The following is a 17,018-nucleotide window of genomic DNA, read 5'->3' as shown; positions in this document are numbered from 1 at the left end:
CGCACGGACGGCCTGGTTGATGGCCTCCAGGGCCGCCGCGGCGGCCCTGGAGGCCATCAACCAGGCCGTCCGTGCGGCACAGAGGGCTGACGCCGAGGAGCCGCCGGCCTCCGACGAGGGGCCCGGAAAGGCGCTGGCCTCCCTCCTGCTGCTGCGCGAGGTCCGTGAACAGCTCGACGGCTGGGAGACCGGTCTGATCGAAACGGCCCGGCGGGCGGGCGCCAGCTGGGCGGATCTCGCCCAGCCGCTCGGCGTCGCAAGCCGCCAGGCCGCCGAACGCCGCTACCTACGACAGCGCCCCGGCCCCGCCGGAAGCACCGGTGAGCAGCGCGTCCAGGCCACCCGGGACCGCCGCGCCGCCGAGCGCACGGTCATCGCCTGGGCCCGGGACAACGCGGCCGAACTCCGCCGCCTCGCCGGCCAGATCACCGCTCTCACCGATCTCCCCGCCGCTTCCCGCGCCCCGGTGGACCTTCTCGACGAGGCGCTCGGCAAGGACGACCCGGTCGGCCTCATCGCCCCCCTGACAGCCACCCGCCCCCATCTGCAACCGGGCCACCCCGATCTCGCCGCCCGTATCGACGCCTTCACCGGCCACACCGCCCGGCTTCGCGGCCACGGCAACGACCGGCGCCACCGCACCTGAAACGCGGGACCTCCGGCGCCGCCGCGCGGTCCGCGGGCGGGCGGCGCCCAGGAGCGGTGCGCCGCCGGGCGACGCGGCCGGTCAGTCCTTTGCCGCCCCCTGCGCGATGGCCGCCGCGACCTCCGCCGTACGGGCCTCCTCCTCGGCCGCGAAGCGCTCCGCGTCCAGCTTCTCGGCGAGTTCCTCGTCCTCGGCCATCAGCAGATCGAGGTTGGAGTCGCCCATCTCGAAGACGCCCATGTCCACATAGGCGCGCTGCAGGCGTTCGCCCCACAGTCCGATGTCCTTGACGCAGGGCACGATCCGGCTGAACAGCAGCTTCCGGAAGAGGTGCAGGAATTCGGAGTTCTCGGTGAATTCGGCGGCCTCCTTGGGCGGAATGCCGAAGTTCTCCAGGACTTCCAGGCCGCGCAGCCGGTCGCGCATCAAGTAACAGCCCTCGATGACGAATTCCTCGCGTTCCCGCAGTTCGGCGTCGGTCAGCTGCTTGTAGTAATCGCGCAGCGCCATCCGCCCGAAGGCGACGTGCCGCGCCTCGTCCTGCATGACATAGGCGAGTATCTGCTTGGGAAGCGGCTTGGTGGTGGTATCCCGGATCATGCCGAAGGCGGCCAGCGCGAGGCCCTCGATCAGTACCTGCATACCGAGGTACGGCATGTCCCAGCGGGAATCCTTGAGGGTGTCGGAAAGCAGCGACTGAAGATTGTCGTTGATCGGGTAGAGCATCCCGATCTTTTCCTGGAGAAAGCGGCCGTAGATCTCGGCGTGCCGTGCCTCGTCCATGGTCTGGGTGGCGGAGTAGAACTTCGCGTCGAGATCCGGGACGGATTCGACGATCCGGGCCGCGCACACCATCGCACCCTGCTCACCGTGCAGAAACTGGCTGAACTGCCAGGAGGTGTAGTGCCGGCGCAGATCGCCCCGGTCCTTCTCCGTCATCTTGTCCCAGTACCTGGTGCCGTACAGGGACATCGACTCGTCCGGGGTGCCGAGCGGGTCCTGGGGGTCCACCTCCAGGTCCCAGTCGATCCGCAGCGTGGCGTCCCACTGCTTGTCCTTGCCCTTCTGGTAGAGCGCGAGGAGCCGGTCCCGTCCGTCGTCGTAGTCCCAGCTGAAGCGGGCCGCACCGGAGGCGGGCACCTTCCACACGGAGTCGCCAGGGTCGTGCACATAGAGGTCTCGGGTCGACACGGATGCCTCCTCGGCTCGCCAAACGCCTTGTCACGGGCGGTCGTTGGCAGGCTCACACGTTTCTTACCGGCGGGTCAATAAGTCGTGCACAGGGGATTGACGAGCTTGCTGACAAGCAGTCTCATAAGAGAGGAACGCGGGTAACCCACGAGCGAGGTAGCCACCCATGACGAGCGCGCCCACCGACATGACCGTGCCGGACACCGAAGTCCTGCGGGACGCCCTCGGTCTGCTCAAGGACCGGGAGCAGGTCGCCGAGCGGCTGCTCGACTCCTCCGCCCGGCACTCCTTCGACCCCGACACCGAACTCGACTGGGACGCGCCCCTCGAAGAGGGCAAGTGGTTCTGGCCGCCGGAGCTGGTCTCGCTCTACGACACCCCGCTGTGGCGGAAGATGTCCCTGGAGCAGCAGCAGGACCTCTCCCGCCACGAGGCCTCCTCACTCGCCTCGCTGGGCATCTGGTTCGAGATCATCCTGATGCAGCTGCTCGTCCGGCACATCTACGACAAGCCGGTGACCAGCGCGCATGTCCGTTACGCACTCACCGAGATCGCCGATGAGTGCCGGCACTCCAAGATGTTCGCCCGCATGATCCACAAGGGCGGCGCCCCGGCGTACCCGGTCTCCCGGGTGCACCACAACCTCGCCCGCGTCCTCAAGACGGTCTCCACCACCCCGGGTTCGTTCGCCTGCACCCTGCTCGGTGAGGAGATCCTGGACTGGATGCAGCGGCTGACGTTCCCGGACGAGCGGGTGCAGACCCTCGTGCGCGGGGTGACCCGCATCCATGTCGTCGAAGAGGCCCGGCATGTGCGCTACGCCCGCGAGGAACTGCGCCGCCAGATGATCACCGCGCCGCGCTGGGAGCGGGAGTTGACCCGCGTCAGCTCCGGCGAGGCGGCCCGGGTCTTCTCCCTCGCCTTCGTCAACCCGGACGTCTACCCCCATGTCGGTCTCGACCGGCGCGAGGCCCTCGCCCAGGTCAAGGCCAGCGGACACCGCCTCGAGGTGATGCAGTCCGGCGCCAAGCGGCTGACCGACTTCCTGGACGAGATCGGCGTACTGCGCGGCGTGGGCCGCAGGTTGTGGCGCCGCTCAGGGCTGCTGGCCTGAAGGATCCTTGTGAACCGCCCAGTAACCGAGCGCCTGTCCGAAGCGGAATCCGGGCCGGTTACGCTGCTGTTCATGAACGGCAGCGGCACCGCCCCAGCAGTACCCCGACCCGCCTATCGCAGACTGAGCGTCGAGCAACGCCGCAGCCAACTCCTCACCGCCGCGCTGGGCCTGTTCGCCCAGCGCGCGCCCGAGGACGTCTCCCTGGACGACGTGGCGACCGCGGCCGAGGTCTCGCGCCCGCTCGTCTACCGCTACTTTCCCGGCGGTAAGCAGCAGTTGTACGAGGCCGCGCTGCGCAGCGCGGCCGACATGCTGGAGCGCTGCTTCGCCGAGCCGGAGAGCGGCCCGCTCACCCAGCGGCTGTCGCGCGCGCTGGACCGCTATCTGGCGTTCGTCGACGAACACGACGCGGGCTTCAGCGCGCTGCTCCAGGGCGGCAGCGTCGTGGAGACCGCCCGGACCTCCGCGATCGTGGACGAGGTGCGGCGGGCCGCAGCCGACCAGATCCTGCGGCATCTGGGCGAGCCCGAACCGGGCCTGCGGCTACGGATGACCGTCCGCATGTGGATCACCGCCGTCGAGGGCGCCTCGCTCATCTGGCTCGACGAGGACAAGCAGCCGGCCCTCGACGAACTGCGGGACTGGCTGGTCGACCACTTCATCGCCCTGCTGACCGCCACCGCGGCCCGGGACCCGCAGACCGCCGAGGTGACCCGGGCGGCGCTGAAGCTGGAGGCCGCCGACGGCCCGGCCGGCGGCCTGGCCCGCCGCATGCTGCCCGTGGTGAGCGACGCCACGCACCTGTTGTGAGCTGCCGCCCCACGCCGGTGGTGGGAGACTGACGGCGTGCGAAGCGAGAAGACCCCCTTCGTCGGCGGGCCGCTGGACGGCCGGGTACTGCCCGTCCTGGTCGGCATGACCGGACAGCCGCCGAAGACGTACGAGGTCCCGGTACCGGACGCCGGCGGGGGCCCGCCGGTGCGGCACGTCTACCGGCGCGTGCCGGGGCGGGTGGGCCGCCTGGGGCTGCCGAGCGGGTGGCGCTACGAGTACGACCCGGAGGGGGAGGCCTCCGGCGGCGGGCCCAAGTGGCCCTGGCGGAAGCGCCGCTGATCCGGGGCCCGGCCGGGACGGGCCGCGGGCCGCGCCGGTGGAAGCGGAAGAGCACTGCCGGCAGGACCGGAAGGCCGCTGCCGTACCGGACGCCGTCGGCGCACGGCGGTGCCCCCCGCGACACACGGGGCGCACCGCCGCGGGGAGATCAGCCCGTCAGCGACGCCAGGTAGGCGTTCGCCTTCTCCGGCTCGTAGAAGAAGTTCTCGAAGTCGGACGGGTCGTCGAAGCCGTTGGCGAAGCGGTCGGCGATGGGCTGGAGCTGGCCGGCCGCGCCGATGATGTTCAGGACGTGCTCCGGCGGCGGCCCCAGCATCGCGTTGGTCCACTTGGTGACGTGCTGGGCGGTGTTCCAGTAGCGGTCGAAGGTGGCGTGCATCCACTCCTCGTCGAACGGCCGGTCGCCGTGCTCGACGATGGAGGCCTGGTAGGACGCGGCGCACTTGGCGGCCGAGTTCGAGCCCTGGCCGGTGATCGGGTCGTTGGCGACCACGACGTCCGCGACACCGAGGACCAGACCGCCGGAGGGCAGCCGGCCGATGGGGTTGCGCACGGTCGGGGCGTAGCGGCCGGCCAGCGTGCCGTTGCCGTCGGTCAGTTCGGCCTTGGTGGCGCGGGCGTACTCCCAGGGCAGGAACGTCTTCATCAGGTCCAGCGTGATGTCGAGGTGCTGCTGCGGGTCCGTGACGCCCTGGAAGGCGTCCAGCGGGCCGCCGGGTATGCCCTCCCAGAAGAGGATGTCGGCGCGGCCGGAGGTGGTGAGCGTCGGCATGACGAACAGCTCGCCGACGCCGGGCACCAGGTTGCAGCGCACCGCGTCGAACTCGGGGTGCTCGGGGCGCGGGCCGACGCCGTGCACGTAGGAGACGGCGAGCGCACGCTGCGGGGCGTCGTAGGGGGAACGCGCGGGGTTCCGGCCGAACATGGACACCAGCTCACCCTTGCCGGCCGAGACCAGCGTCAGGTCGTAACGGCCGGCGAAGAAGTCCAGGTCGGAGACGGCCGCGCCATGGATGACGAGCTGGCCGCCTCGCTGCGCGAAGGTCTCCATCCAGCCGGCCATCTTCACGCGCTGGTCGACGGACTGGGCGTAGCCGTCGAGCCGGCCGACCCAGTCGATGGCGCGCTGCGATCCCTCGGGCGCCTCGTGGCTGCCCGGGGCGGCGACCGAGACGCCGAGGCCCTCGATGCGCGGGGCCTGGCTCTCCCAGAAGTTGATCTCCAGATCCCGCTCGTGCTGGAGCGCGGTGTGGAACATGCACTGGGTCGACATCACCCGCCCCGCGCGGATCTCATCGGCGGTGCGGTTGGACATGAGGGTGACCTCGTAGCCCTGCGACTGGAGGCCGAGGGCCAGCTGGAGACCGGACTGGCCGGCTCCGATGATGAGTATTTTCCGCATGGCGGCACTCTTCTCTGCTACTGCGGTTGTTCAGGGGGGAAGTGGGGGGTGGCAGGGTGCCCGGCGGAGCGGGCTGCTCCGCAGACCGCTACTCGGGTGCGGTCTCCAGGGCGTGGCCGACCAGTGCCAGCAGCGCCTGGATCACCGTGGTCCGCCTGCGCGCATCCATGATCACCACAGGCACGTGCGCGGGCACGGTCAGCGCCTCGCGGACGTCCTCCACCTCGTAGGAATCGGTGCCCTCGAAGTGGTTGACCGCGACGACATAGGGCAGTCCGCAGCTCTCGAAGTAGTCCAGCGCCGGGAAACAGTCCTCAAGACGGCGGGTGTCGGCCATCACGATCGCACCGATCGCACCGCGCACCAGGTCGTCCCACATGAACCAGAAGCGCTGCTGTCCGGGCGTGCCGAACAGATACAGCACCAGCTCCTGGTCGAGGGTGATCCGCCCGAAGTCCATCGCGACCGTGGTCGTGGTCTTCTCCGGGGTGGCGGTCAGATCGTCGGTGTCCTCGCTGGCCTGGGTCATCACCGCTTCGGTCTGGAGCGGGGTGATCTCCGAGACCGATCCGACGAACGTGGTCTTGCCGACGCCGAAGCCGCCCGCCACCACGATCTTGGTGGCGATCGGCGCCTGCGAACGGTCCGTCTGCCAGCTCTGCAGCCCCGCGTCGGCCGCGGCCGCCGGGTCGGCCTGACCCACGGATCCGGCGGCCGCCGTCGGCCCGGCCGATATCGTGTCAGAGCCTGTGAAGTCCACTCAGCACCCTTTCGAGCAGCGCGCGGTCGGGCCGGCCGGAGCCGTGCCCGGTGCCGTAGACGCGAATCTTTCCCTGGTCGGCGAGGTCGCTGAGCAGTACCCGGACCACACCCAGCGGCATCTTGAGGAGCGCGGAGATCTCCGCGACCGAGCGCATCCGGCGGCACAGCTCGACGATCGCCCGCATTTCCGGCATCACCCGGTCACCCCAGCCCCCGGAGGTGAGCTCGCGCCGCTCCTCGGGTGCCTCCAACGCGGCCACGAACGTCTCCACGAGCAGCACGTGGCCGAATCGCGTCCGGCCGCCGGTGAGCGAATACGGCCGCACGCGCGCGGGTTTCCGGTCCCCGCCGCGGACGGGGAGTTTGGGGGTACTCACTGAACGCTCTCCATCGACTTGCGCAATTCACTGCGGAGTTCGGGGGTGAGGACATGTCCGGCCCGGCCGACGAACAACGCCATGTGGTAGGCGATGACGTTCATGTCGCAGTCCGGGGTGGCATGGACGCCGAGCAGCGAACCGTCGCTGATCGACATGACGAACAGGCTGCCCTCGTCCATCGTGACCATCGTCTGCTTGACCGCACCGCCGTCCATCAGCTTCGCCGCACCGTTGGTGAGACTGCCGAGCCCGGAGACGATGGTGGCCAGATCCGCGCTGGAGCCGCGCGGCCCGGCACGCTCGCCCGGCCGGGCCTCGTCCTGGCTGCGGTCGGGGTCGGAGGACAGCAACAGCAGGCCGTCGGAGGAGACCACCGCGACCGAGCGGATACCCGGCACCTCCTCGACGAGATTGGTCAGCAGCCAGTGCAGGTTCTGAGCCTGGCTGCTCAGGCCTTGTCCGTAAGCAGTGGGCGCTTGCGCGTTCAATCGCGTGCCTCCTCGACAACGTGGCTCTCTCCCGGGGCCCCCGCTCCGTCGGTGTCCGTCCGTGGGGTGGTCTGCTCCGCTGTACGTTCCGCGATCTCGGCCTCGACCTCGCGTCGGCCGACTCGCGCCCCCGCCTGGAATCCGCCGAGCCGGCGGCGCAGCGCCTCGGCGTTTGCCGCACCGCTCTTGCGCGGGGCGGCGGGCGCCTGCTGCTGCGCCACCACCTGGGGCGTGCGCTTGGGCAGCCCGGTGGCCGTCCGCCGCTTCCCGGTGGCGGGGGCGGCGGCGGTCTCCGAGTCGGCCGCTTCGCCGGCCTCCGACGCCTCGGCGGGCGCCGCGTCGTCGATGGGTGCCACGCCGGTGGGTGCCGCGCCGGTGGGTGCCGCGTCCGTGCCGGGCCGGGTGTGCTGGTCCGGCCCGATGGCGTACGGGTCGGAGGCGGGCGCGGCGTCAGGGCCGGGGACCGGGGCGGCGGGCGCCTGGTCCGGGCGCCCCTCGTCCTCGGCCCGGAGGTGGTCACCGGTGCCCTGGGTGGTGGCGGCGTAGGGTCCGGCCGACTGCGGGCCGTACGGGCCAGGTTCGGACGCGGAGTAGGTGGTCGGACCGGACGGCTGCTCGGGCGCCGGTACGTCCGCGACACCGAGCCCGGCGGCGTCGATCGCCCGCTCCGCGGCGGCGACGAACGGGTCGGCCTCGGGTGCCGGCGCCGGGTCCGGGGTGCCGTCGTGGCGGGGTTCCGGCACGGCCGGGTGGCCGTCGGGCCCCCCGGTGTCCGCGGCCGGGGTCCGGTCGTCGTCGTGCCCGGCCGGGGCCGTGGCGTCCGGCGTGCCGCGCAGCGCCGCCGGTGCCGTGCGCATCGCCCGCGTGGGCAGGGCGTTGGAGTTCGCCTCGGCGACCGAGCCCGGCAGACCCGGGGAGTGCGCCAGGTCCGGGGACGCGGCCACCGGGGGGCCCGACGGCGCCGGGCGGGTGGGCAGGATCGAGCCGGGCAGCACGATGACGGCGGTGACGCCGCCGTGCTTGGCGTCCCGCAGCTGGACCCGGACCCCGTGCCGGGCGGCCAGCCGCACCACGACGTACAGCCCCAGGCCCAGCGCCTCGTCGATGGTCTCGGAGGACGAGGCGGCAGCGACGTCACAGAGCCGCTCGTTGAGCTCGGCCATCCGCTCCGAGGTCATCCCGATGCCCTCGTCCTGGACCGAGAGCATGACCTCGCCGCTCTCCAGCAGCCAGCCGGACAGCTCGACATGGGCCTTCGGCGGGGAGAAGGCCGTGGCGTTCTCCAGAAGTTCGGCGATCAGGTGGCTGAGGTCGTCCGCGGCGAACCCGGCGACCTGGGAATGCGGCGGCAGCGACTGGATGACCACCCGCTCGTAGCGCTCGATCTCGCTGATCGCGGCGCGCAGCACGTCCAGCAGCGGCACCGGCCCCTGGTGGTTGGTGCTGTGCTGCTCCGCGCCCGCCAGGACGAGGAGGTTCTCGCTGTTACGGCGCATCTGCGCGGCGAAGTGGTCCAGCTGGAAGAGGGTTTCCAGCCGCTCGGGGTCCTGCTCGCTCTCCTCCAGCGACTCGATGACGCCGAGCTGGCGCTCCACGAGGCCCAGGGTGCGCAGCGAGAGGTTGACGAACCGGCCGTGCACACCGTTGTGCAGGGCGGCCAGCCGCTCGGTGAGATCGGCGATCTCCTCCTTGAGCGTCTCGCCCTGCTCCTGGAGCACCTCACGCTCGGCCACCAGCCGCTGCCGGCCGCCGATCAGCCGCTTGCGCTCGCCCTCCAGCTCGGCGGTGCGCCGCGCCAGCTCGCCGACCTGGGCGTGCAGCGCGTTGACGGACCCCACGGCGGCGGCGAATTCGTCGTTGCGGCCCTTGTAGGTGAGGGGCTCCTCGTGCGCGGGGTCGGCGGCCAGTCGCTTGGCGCCGAGCCGCAGCGCGGCGAGCGGCTGGGTCAGCGAGCGGGCCGCCCAGACGCCGGCGCCGACGGCCAGCAGCAGGCACAGCCCCTCCAGGCCGATGCGCAGCTCCAGCTCCGACACCGCGTCGTCGCGCAGCGTCCCGAGCCGCTGGACATCGGTGGTGGCCATGGCGGATTCGACGCCCCGCATCAGCCCGATACGGGTGGTGAGGGCGGCCTGCACCCGCGAGCGGCTGAGCCGCAGATCGGCCGCGTCCAGCCGGGGCTGATCGGTCAGCCGGGTCAGATAGCGCTCGGCGGTGGTGACGTCGGCGCCGTTGACGGTGCTGTCGTAGCGGTCGCGGGCGCGCTGGCTCGCGGCCTGCTCGAAGTCGCCCAGTGCGCCCTGTTCACGGGTGTGGGCGACCTGGGCGAGGCTGGTCAGCCGGGGCTGGCTGCCGCCCGCGCCCAGCCCGGCGAGCAGCAGGGCGCGGGTGCCGGCGGCCTCTTCGGTAGCGCGGCCCAGCGCGGGCAGCGCGCGCAGGTCGGCATCGGCGGCGTCCGCGCGGGCGGGCAGTCCGCGGGCGATGTCGTCGCTGATCGCGCCGAGCGCCTGGAGGGTCTGGGTGTAGGCCCCGTAGACCTGATCGGCCGATTCGGGCCCGGACAGCGCCTTTTGACGGGTCTGCGGGAGGGCGGCCAGCAGCTTGGCGGCGGAGGCGTAGACGGCGCTGTCACCCGAGGCGTCCTGGGCCTCGGTACGCAGCTCGCCGATCTGCTGGTCCACGCGGGCGCGCTGGGCGCGGGAGACCGTGGCCTCCTCGGTCCCGGCACCGGGCCGGGCGGCGTGGGCGCCGGTCCGGCTGCCGCGCACGGCGGCGTAGGCGGTCATCCCGTCGCGTTCGTCGGCGAGGGAGTGGGCCAGGGCGATGGCGCGGACGTTCAGCTCCGCCAGATCGACCAGTTGCTGGCTGCTGGTGGCGTCGTCGGCCGTCGCCGTCAGGCCGGGGGCACCGGCGCCGAGGACCGCGGCGGCCACGACGGCCACCGCCCCGACGAGCCGGTTGCGCACCCGCGCAGGACGGCGGCCCGGACTGCCTTCGCCGCCGGCCGTGCCCTGCCCCTCACCAGGAGCCGAGCCCGTGCCCGGTCCCGCGATCGAACCGGCCGGTGATCCCGGCTTCCCTGCGCCGCCCCGAAGCCGCATCTTCCGCACCGCTGCTCGCATTCCTGTCTCGCCTGCTCACGCCCTGTGGCGTCGCGGACCCGGCTCGCTCTCCGCTCGCGGGGCGGATCTGCGCGAAAACCGCAGCAACGCACACGTCCGCGAGGGGAAGCAGCCCGGCTCTGCGCGTCGCGACGAACGTCCTGGCCCCACCCCATGATCCGGGCAACGACCATTCCACCGGCGCCGCGCAGTGGCTCGGCAACACATGCCCGGCCACCTGAACGAGTGAACATCAATCGGAGTTTGGCCATCAACTTCCTCGCGCGAACGATTTTGGCTTCATCCCCTAGCAAACCCCGGACGGGTTTGGAGATGCGTCCGCGTCCTGGAAAGATGCGCGCCCGCACGCCAACGGGCCCGGTGCACACCATCCCTGCACAATCGGCTCCGCTCGTACACCTGCGCGACGGCCCGCGCCCGGCGGCCGGGGCGAATCGAGGGCCTCCGGCAGACTTGCGGCCATGCACATCGCACTCGCCACCGAGCCGGGCGACCCCCAACGCCCTAATGAGGACTACACATCAGTAGCCCTTCCTGCCTCCGGCCAGGGCGGCGTCCTGGTGCTGCTGGACGGCGTGACACCACCCGAGGAGAACTACGGCTGTCTTCACACAGTGCCCTGGTTCACCGCGCGGCTGGGCGGCGCAATGCTCGAACTGTCGGTTTCACACCTGGATATGACGCTCCCTGAGGCCCTCGCCGCGGCCATCTCCCGGACAGCCGACACACACCGGACGACCTGTGACCTTTCTCACCCCCGCACTCCGCAGGCAACCCTGGTCGCCGCGCGCTGGTCGCAGGACACCGTCGAACATCTCGTGCTGTCCGATTCGGTGCTCCTCCTGGAGCGGACGGACGGCTCGGTGCTGCCGGTGCTCGACCCCCGGCTGGACGAACTGCCGCCCGCGGTCCGGGACCTGCGGGCCGTCGTACGGGCGCTGCCCCGCGGCTCGGCGGAACGGGCCGCCGCGGTCCGGGAGTACGTCCGCGCGGTCGAGGCGCTGCGCAATGCCGAGGGCGGCTTCTTCACCGCGGCCGCCGACCCCTCGGTGGCCGCCCGCGCGGTGACCGGCCGCACCCCGCGCTCCGCGCTCCGCTCGCTGACCGCCCTCAGCGACGGCGCGAGCCGCTGGGTCGAGGTCTTCCGGGAGGGCTCCTGGGCCGACTGCGTGGCCCTGGTGGCGGGTCAGGGCCCCCAGGCGCTCATCGACCGGGTCCGGGCGGCGGAGGCGGCGGACCCCGCGGGCGCGGCACATCCGCGCGGCAAGGCGCGCGATGACGCGGCGGTGATTTTTGTGGCGCCGTGACAAATCGCCGGCGGGCGGGGGATTTTCCCCCGCCGCCACGGCGCGCCGCCTCGACAGCGGTGGGCGGGCGGCGGGGCCGGGGCCGGTTGCCGGGCCGGATGCCGGTGCCGAGGGCGCCGGCCTGCGGCTATGCCTCGTCGCCGTCCTGCTCGCCGTCCTGCTCGCCCTCCTGCTCGGCGTTCAGCCGGTGCAGCAGGCGGGCCAGTTCGGCGACCTCGCCGCGGTCCCAGGAGGCCAGGCGGCGGGCGTAACGGGCGCGGCGGCCGGTACGGACGCGGGTGAAGCGCGCGTGGCCCTCGTCGGTGAGGCGTACCAGGACCGCGCGGCCGTCGGCCGGGTCCGGCTCGCGGGCGATCAGCCCGAGCTTCTCCAGGGCCTGTAGTTGGCGGCTCATGGTGGCCTTGCCGACGCCGAAGAAGCCCGCGAGGTCGGTGGCGCGCTGGGCACCGGCGTCGGCCAGCCGGAAGAGAAGGCCGTAGGCGGCGGGTTCCAGGTCGGGATGCACCTCTCGTGCCAGTTCGCCGGAAGAGGCACGGGCCCGGCGGAGAAATACCGCCAATTCGCGTTCCAGGGCGAGAAATACGTGGTCCACGCCAATCGGTTCGCCCTGCTCCGTCGCCCCGTCGGCTCCGGTGTTGTGCACGTCAGCGCCCATTCTTCCGCTTTCTCTCACCTGAAAGTTTCCGCCCGCGGCGGCCGAAGCCGCAGCTCGGCCAGTATTTCGCAGGATTAGACCAACGGCAGCCCGCGGACCCTCTTTTGGCACGTGGTCTACGCGCGTATCGTCATTTCCGGTATGGCCGTCCCCCTCGGCCCCGGACGTCCGCGGGTCCCCCGCGCGTCCCGGACACCGCAGCGCTGTGTCCACCTCGTTGTGTCCACCTCGCTGTGCCCCCATGGCTGTGTCCGCACCCTCCGTGTCCGCACCTCCGTGTCCCGCACCCGGCCATGCCGTCGGCTCTTCCCCCCTCAGCCATCCACCGAGATCTTCGGAGGCACGTATGTCCGTGCTCAGATCCGGCTCCCCCCACCGGCCCGCACGCTCCCTGGCGCTCGTGGCCGGGGTCCTGCTCTCCCTCCTTTCCCTTCTTCTCGGCCTCTCCGGCACGGCGGGCGCCGCGGCCGTCCGGCGCGCGCCCGAACCCCGCCACCCCGGCCAGGACTGGGCCGGTTCCCAGATCGCCCGGCACGAGGGCACCGCGGCCGGCGGCGCACCGCCCGCGGCCTCGCTCACGGCGTCCGTCGAAGGGGTGGACGTCAGCAGCCACAACGGCAGCGTCTCCTGGTCGACGCTCTGGAACAGCGGCGTCCGCTTCGCCTATGTGAAGGCGACGGAGTCCACCAGCTACACCAATCCGTCCTTCGCGCAGCAGTACAACGGCTCCTACACCGTCGGCATGATCCGCGGCGCGTACCACTTCGCCACTCCGGACACCTCCAGCGGCGCCGCCCAGGCCACCTACTTCACCGGCCACGGCGGTGGCTGGTCCAAGGACGGCAGGACGCTGCCCGGCGCGCTCGACATGGAGTACAACCCCTACGGGTCCACCTGTTACGGGCTGAGCCCGGCCGGGATGGTCAACTGGATGAAGGACTGGTTCGCGACCTACAAGGCCCGCACCGGACGCGACGCCGTCCTCTACACCTCCACCAGCTGGTGGAAGCAGTGCACCGGCAACTCCACGGCCTTCGGCGCCGTCAACCCGCTGTGGATCCCGCGCTACGGCTCCTCGGTCGGCGAACTCCCGGCCGGCTGGGGCTTCCACACCATCTGGCAGTACACCTCCTCCGGTCCGACGGTCGGTGACCACAACCGCTTCAACGGCTCACTGGACCGCCTCAAGGCCCTCGCCAACGGCTGAGGGCTGCCCCCTACGGGTCGGCCCGTGCTCCCGTCGCGGAAGCACGGGCCGTCCCTCGTCTCAGGCCGCGACCGGAACCTCCGGTGCGGCGCCGTTCGACGCCGGGGTCAGCGCCAGCTCCAGCACCTGGCGGACGTCCGCGACCGGGTGGACCTCCAGGGAGTCGAGGATCTCGGCCGGTACGTCGTCCAGGTCCGGTTCGTTGCGCCGGGGGATGATGACGGTGGTGATCCCGGCGCGGTGCGCCGCCAGCAGCTTCTGCTTGACGCCGCCGATCGGCAGCACCCGCCCGGTCAGCGAGACCTCACCGGTCATCGCCACGTCCGGCCGGACCTGCCGGCCCGACAGCAGCGAGGCCAGGGCCGTCGTCATCGTCACGCCCGCGCTCGGGCCGTCCTTGGGCACGGCGCCCGCCGGTACGTGCAGATGCACACCGCGCTCCTTCAGATCGGCGACCGGGAGCTCCAGTTCCGCACCGTGGGAGCGCAGGAACGACAGCGCGATGTGCGCGGACTCCTTCATGACGTCGCCGAGCTGACCGGTCAGCTGGAGCCCGGACGCACCGGTCTCCGGATCGGCGAGCGAGGCCTCCACGTAGAGCACGTCGCCGCCGGCGCCGGTGACCGCGAGACCGGTGACCACACCGGGCACCGCGGTGCGCCGCTCGGACGGGTCCTGTGCCGACTCGGGGGTGTGGTGCGGCCGCCCGATCAGCGGGCGCAGCTGGTCCACGCCCACGGTGAAGGGCAGCTCCTGCTCGCCCAGTTCGTGCCGGGCGGCGACCTTGCGCAGCAGCCTGGCGACCGAGCGCTCCAGATTCCGTACGCCCGCCTCACGGGTGTACTCGCCCGCCAGCTTGCGCAGGGCGTCGTCCTCCAGGGTCACCTCGCCGGGCTCCAGACCGGCCCGCTCCAGCTGGCGCGGCAGCAGGTGGTCCCGGGCGATGACCACCTTCTCGTCCTCGGTGTAGCCGTCCAGGCGGACCAGCTCCATCCGGTCGAGCAGCGGCTCGGGGATGGCTTCGAGGACGTTGGCGGTGGCCAGGAAGACCACATCGCTGAGGTCGAGTTCGACCTCCAGGTAGTGGTCGCGGAAGGTGTGGTTCTGCGCCGGGTCCAGGACCTCCAGGAGGGCGGCGGCCGGGTCGCCCCGGAAGTCGGAGCCCACCTTGTCGATCTCGTCGAGCAGCACCACCGGGTTCATCGACCCGGCTTCCTTGATGGCACGGACGATCCGGCCGGGCAGCGCGCCGACGTACGTCCGCCGGTGGCCGCGGATCTCGGCCTCGTCCCGGACGCCGCCGAGCGCGACCCGGACGAACTTACGGCCCATGGCCCGCGCGACGGACTCACCCAGCGAGGTCTTGCCGACACCGGGCGGCCCGACGAGCGCCAGCACGGCCCCTCCGCGGCGCCCGCCGATCAGCCCGAGGCCGCGCTCGGCCCGCCGCTTGCGGACGGCCAGGTATTCGGTGATCCGCTCCTTGACGTCCTCCAGGCCCGCGTGGTCGGCGTCCAGGACCTCCTTGGCGCCCGCGATGTCGTAGGCGTCCTCGGTCCGTTCGGTCCACGGCAGCTCCAGGACGGTGTCCAGCCAGGTGCGGATCCAGGAGCCCTCGGGGCTCTGGTCGCTGGACCGCTCCAGCTTGTCGACCTCCTTGAGGGCGGCCTTGCGGACCTCCTCGGGCAGGTCGGCGGCCTCCACCCGGGCGCGGTAGTCGTCGCCCTCGTCCTCCGGGTCGCCGTTCAGCTCGGCGAGCTCCTTGCGGACCGCCTCCAGCTGCCGCCGCAGCAGGAACTCCCGCTGCTGCTTGTCGACGCCCTCCTGGACGTCCTTGGCGATGGACTCGGCGACATCCTGCTCGGCGAGGTGCTCGCGCAGCGCCTCGGTGGCGAACTTCAGCCGGGCGACCGGGTCGGTGGTCTCCAGCAGCCGGACCTTCTGTTCGGTGGTCAGGAACGGCGAGTAGCCGGAGTTGTCGGCCAGCGTCGGCACGTCCTCGATCTGCTGGACGCGGTCGACGACCTGCCAGGCACCGCGCTTGCGCAGCCAGCTGGTGGCCAGCGCCTTGTATTCCGTGACGAGTTCGGCCACCGCACCGGGCAGGGGGTCGGGGACCGTCTCCTCGACGGTCGTGCCCTCCACCCAGAGCGCGGCACCGGGCCCGGTCGTGCCGGAGCCGATCCGCACCCGGGCCAGGCCGCGGATCAGGGCCCCGGGGTCGCCGTCGGACAGCCGGCCGACCTGCTCGATCCGCCCGAGGGTGCCGATGCCCGGGTACGTCCCGTCGATGCGGGGCACAAGCAGCACCCGCGGCTTGTTGCCCGAGGAGGCGGCGGCCTGCGCGGCCTCCACCGCCGCGCGGACGTCCGCGTCGGACAGGTCCAGGGGCACCACCATGCCGGGGAGCACGACCTCGTCATCGAGGGGCAGCACGGGCAGAGTGAGCGATGTGGACGTCGAAGCCATGATCTCCCCTTCGGCAAGCAAGTTGAGCTTTTCTCACTCAATGCCGCAGGGCCCGGAGATGTTCCCCCAGGCGCGTTCGCTGTCAGCGATCAGGGGCGGGGGCCTTCCGGGGCGGCGGGCCCCGCCTGCCAGTGGGCGGGGCGGGTCAGGGACGGCGGGAGTGTGGTGGTGGCATCGCCCCTGGCCGCGTTGAGCTGTGCCTGGGTGAGGAAGAGGGCGCCCGTGAGGTCGGCGCCGGCGAGGTCGGCGTCCCGCAGATCGGCGCCGATCAGGTCCGCCGCGCGCAGATCGGCACCCGTGAGGTCGGCGGCGATCAGGCAGGCCCCGCGGAGGTTGGCGCCCCGGAGGCCGGCTCCCTTGAGGCGGGCTCCCATGAGGTCGGCGCCCCGTCGCTGCTTCTTACGGCCCGGGACCCCCGCCCGGACCAGTTCGCTGGTGCGCAGCAGCAGGGCGTTGACCTCGCCCCGGTGGGCCGGCACATCCAGCGCCAGGAGCTCCGGGGCGCTGCCGCGGGTCAGGCCCTGGGTCTTCTCCAGCGCGGCCCGCAGCCCGGCGTGGACCGGGCGGGCGGCCGGCAGGGTCAGCGCCTCGGTCAGGTACCACAGGAGCTCGTGCAACTGCCGCATGACGGGGAAGACATCGAACATCTGCCGGGCGGTCCCGGGGGCACTCCGCCAGTCCTGTCCGCCGAAGGTGACCTGGGAGACCTTCTGCCCGGCGCCGAAGCAGTCGAAGACGGTGCAGCCGGTGAAGCCGCGCTGCCGCAGCTGGGAGTGGACCCCGCAGCGGAAGTCCGTACGGAGGTTGGGGCAGGGCCGGCCGGCGTCCTTGTCGATCGCGAAGTCCGCCGAGACCGCGAACGGCAGCGCGACGCAGCACAGCCCGAAGCAACTGCCGCAGTCGGCCCGCAGGCCGGGATCGACGGCGTCCGGAACGGCCAGCTCGCGGCCCACCGGTTCCTCGCGGCCCACCCGTTGCTCACGGCCTACCCGTTGCTTGCTGCGTACCGATTGCTTGCCGCGGACCGACTGCGTGCTGCGGACCGGTGGCTTGCGGTGAGAGGACAAGGCGCGTGCACTCCTGCGGCCGGCGGGCGCCGCGCAGGGCCGCGCCCGGAAGGGGCGGCCATTCTCCCAGGCGGCGCCGGGGCGCCGTGCGTGGC

The 17,018-nt window shown here is 72.1% G+C and carries 15 protein-coding genes; 6 read left to right on the top strand and 9 right to left on the bottom strand.

Going from position 1 to position 17,018, the window contains the following annotated elements; all coding sequences use genetic code 11:
- Positions 1 to 19 precede the first annotated feature (19 nt).
- Entirely contained in the window at positions 20 to 646 is a 627-nt protein-coding gene (locus EST92_RS15655) for a type III effector protein (protein WP_129281543.1), read from the top strand.
- Positions 647 to 727: 81 nt separating this feature from the next.
- On the opposite strand, the gene EST92_RS15650 is transcribed toward EST92_RS15655, so the two are convergent.
- The gene (locus EST92_RS15650) at positions 728 to 1,837 is read right to left on the bottom strand and encodes a ferritin-like domain-containing protein (protein WP_129281542.1); all 1,110 of its coding nucleotides are present in this window, start codon (positions 1,835 to 1,837) and stop codon (positions 728 to 730) included.
- Positions 1,838 to 2,003: 166 nt separating this feature from the next.
- On the opposite strand from EST92_RS15650, the gene EST92_RS15645 reads away from it, so the two are divergent.
- The 3 genes from EST92_RS15645 (at position 2,004) to EST92_RS15635 (ending at position 4,067) form a co-directional block, all read left to right on the top strand.
- Entirely contained in the window at positions 2,004 to 2,951 is a 948-nt protein-coding gene (locus EST92_RS15645; protein WP_254068831.1) for a diiron oxygenase, read from the top strand.
- Between the two features lie 72 nt (positions 2,952 to 3,023).
- On the top strand, positions 3,024 to 3,764 hold the full coding sequence (locus EST92_RS15640) for a TetR/AcrR family transcriptional regulator (RefSeq protein ID WP_129281541.1): 741 nt from the start codon (positions 3,024 to 3,026) through the stop codon (positions 3,762 to 3,764).
- Between the two features lie 36 nt (positions 3,765 to 3,800).
- The gene (locus tag EST92_RS15635) at positions 3,801 to 4,067 is read left to right on the top strand and encodes a hypothetical protein (RefSeq protein ID WP_129281540.1); all 267 of its coding nucleotides are present in this window, start codon (positions 3,801 to 3,803) and stop codon (positions 4,065 to 4,067) included.
- A gap of 148 nt (positions 4,068 to 4,215) precedes the next feature.
- Here the strand turns inward: EST92_RS15635 and EST92_RS15630 are convergent, their stop codons facing one another.
- From EST92_RS15630 to EST92_RS15610, 5 genes are all read right to left on the bottom strand, one after another.
- Positions 4,216 to 5,469 carry a styrene monooxygenase/indole monooxygenase family protein gene (locus EST92_RS15630; protein ID WP_129281539.1) on the bottom strand — a complete coding sequence of 418 codons (1,254 nt, stop codon included), beginning with the start codon at positions 5,467 to 5,469 and terminating at the stop codon, positions 4,216 to 4,218.
- An 88-nt stretch (positions 5,470 to 5,557) separates the two neighbouring features.
- The gene (locus EST92_RS15625; RefSeq protein WP_129281550.1) at positions 5,558 to 6,172 is read right to left on the bottom strand and encodes an ATP/GTP-binding protein; all 615 of its coding nucleotides are present in this window, start codon (positions 6,170 to 6,172) and stop codon (positions 5,558 to 5,560) included.
- Positions 6,173 to 6,209: 37 nt separating this feature from the next.
- A complete protein-coding gene (locus EST92_RS15620) occupies positions 6,210 to 6,608 on the bottom strand; it encodes a DUF742 domain-containing protein (RefSeq protein WP_129281538.1) in 399 nt (132 codons plus the stop codon).
- Positions 6,605 to 7,099, bottom strand: coding sequence for a roadblock/LC7 domain-containing protein (locus tag EST92_RS15615; protein WP_129281537.1), 495 nt, complete (start codon positions 7,097 to 7,099; stop codon positions 6,605 to 6,607). Before EST92_RS15615 ends, EST92_RS15620 begins: the two co-directional genes overlap by 4 nt.
- On the bottom strand, positions 7,096 to 10,062 hold the full coding sequence (locus EST92_RS15610) for a nitrate- and nitrite sensing domain-containing protein (protein ID WP_129281536.1): 2,967 nt from the start codon (positions 10,060 to 10,062) through the stop codon (positions 7,096 to 7,098). The genes EST92_RS15615 and EST92_RS15610 overlap by 4 nt, the downstream gene beginning before the upstream one ends.
- A 617-nt stretch (positions 10,063 to 10,679) precedes the next feature.
- On the opposite strand from EST92_RS15610, the gene EST92_RS15605 reads away from it, so the two are divergent.
- A complete protein-coding gene (locus EST92_RS15605) occupies positions 10,680 to 11,525 on the top strand; it encodes a protein phosphatase 2C domain-containing protein (RefSeq protein WP_129281535.1) in 846 nt (281 codons plus the stop codon).
- A 127-nt stretch (positions 11,526 to 11,652) separates the two neighbouring features.
- On the opposite strand, the gene EST92_RS15600 is transcribed toward EST92_RS15605, so the two are convergent.
- Positions 11,653 to 12,180 (bottom strand): MarR family transcriptional regulator, encoded by a 528-nt coding sequence (locus EST92_RS15600; RefSeq protein ID WP_129281534.1) that lies wholly within the window; start codon positions 12,178 to 12,180, stop codon positions 11,653 to 11,655.
- A gap of 346 nt (positions 12,181 to 12,526) precedes the next feature.
- On the opposite strand from EST92_RS15600, the gene EST92_RS15595 reads away from it, so the two are divergent.
- A complete protein-coding gene (locus tag EST92_RS15595; RefSeq protein ID WP_129281533.1) occupies positions 12,527 to 13,387 on the top strand; it encodes a lysozyme in 861 nt (286 codons plus the stop codon).
- A gap of 60 nt (positions 13,388 to 13,447) precedes the next feature.
- Here EST92_RS15595 and lon read toward each other — a convergent pair whose 3' ends face one another.
- Together lon and EST92_RS15585 are read right to left on the bottom strand one after the other, a co-directional pair.
- Positions 13,448 to 15,856: an endopeptidase La gene (gene lon, locus EST92_RS15590; RefSeq protein WP_129281532.1), complete on the bottom strand. Its 2,409-nt coding sequence runs from the start codon at positions 15,854 to 15,856 to the stop codon at positions 13,448 to 13,450.
- An 89-nt stretch (positions 15,857 to 15,945) separates the two neighbouring features.
- Positions 15,946 to 16,809 (bottom strand): pentapeptide repeat-containing protein, encoded by an 864-nt coding sequence (locus tag EST92_RS15585; protein WP_254068832.1) that lies wholly within the window; start codon positions 16,807 to 16,809, stop codon positions 15,946 to 15,948.
- Positions 16,810 to 17,018 lie beyond the last annotated feature (209 nt).

The organism is Streptomyces sp. TM32 (assembly GCF_004122755.1).
GTDB classification, from domain to species: Bacteria; Actinomycetota; Actinomycetes; order Streptomycetales; family Streptomycetaceae; genus Streptomyces; species Streptomyces sioyaensis.
This window is presented reverse-complemented; position numbering and strand designations above follow the sequence as displayed.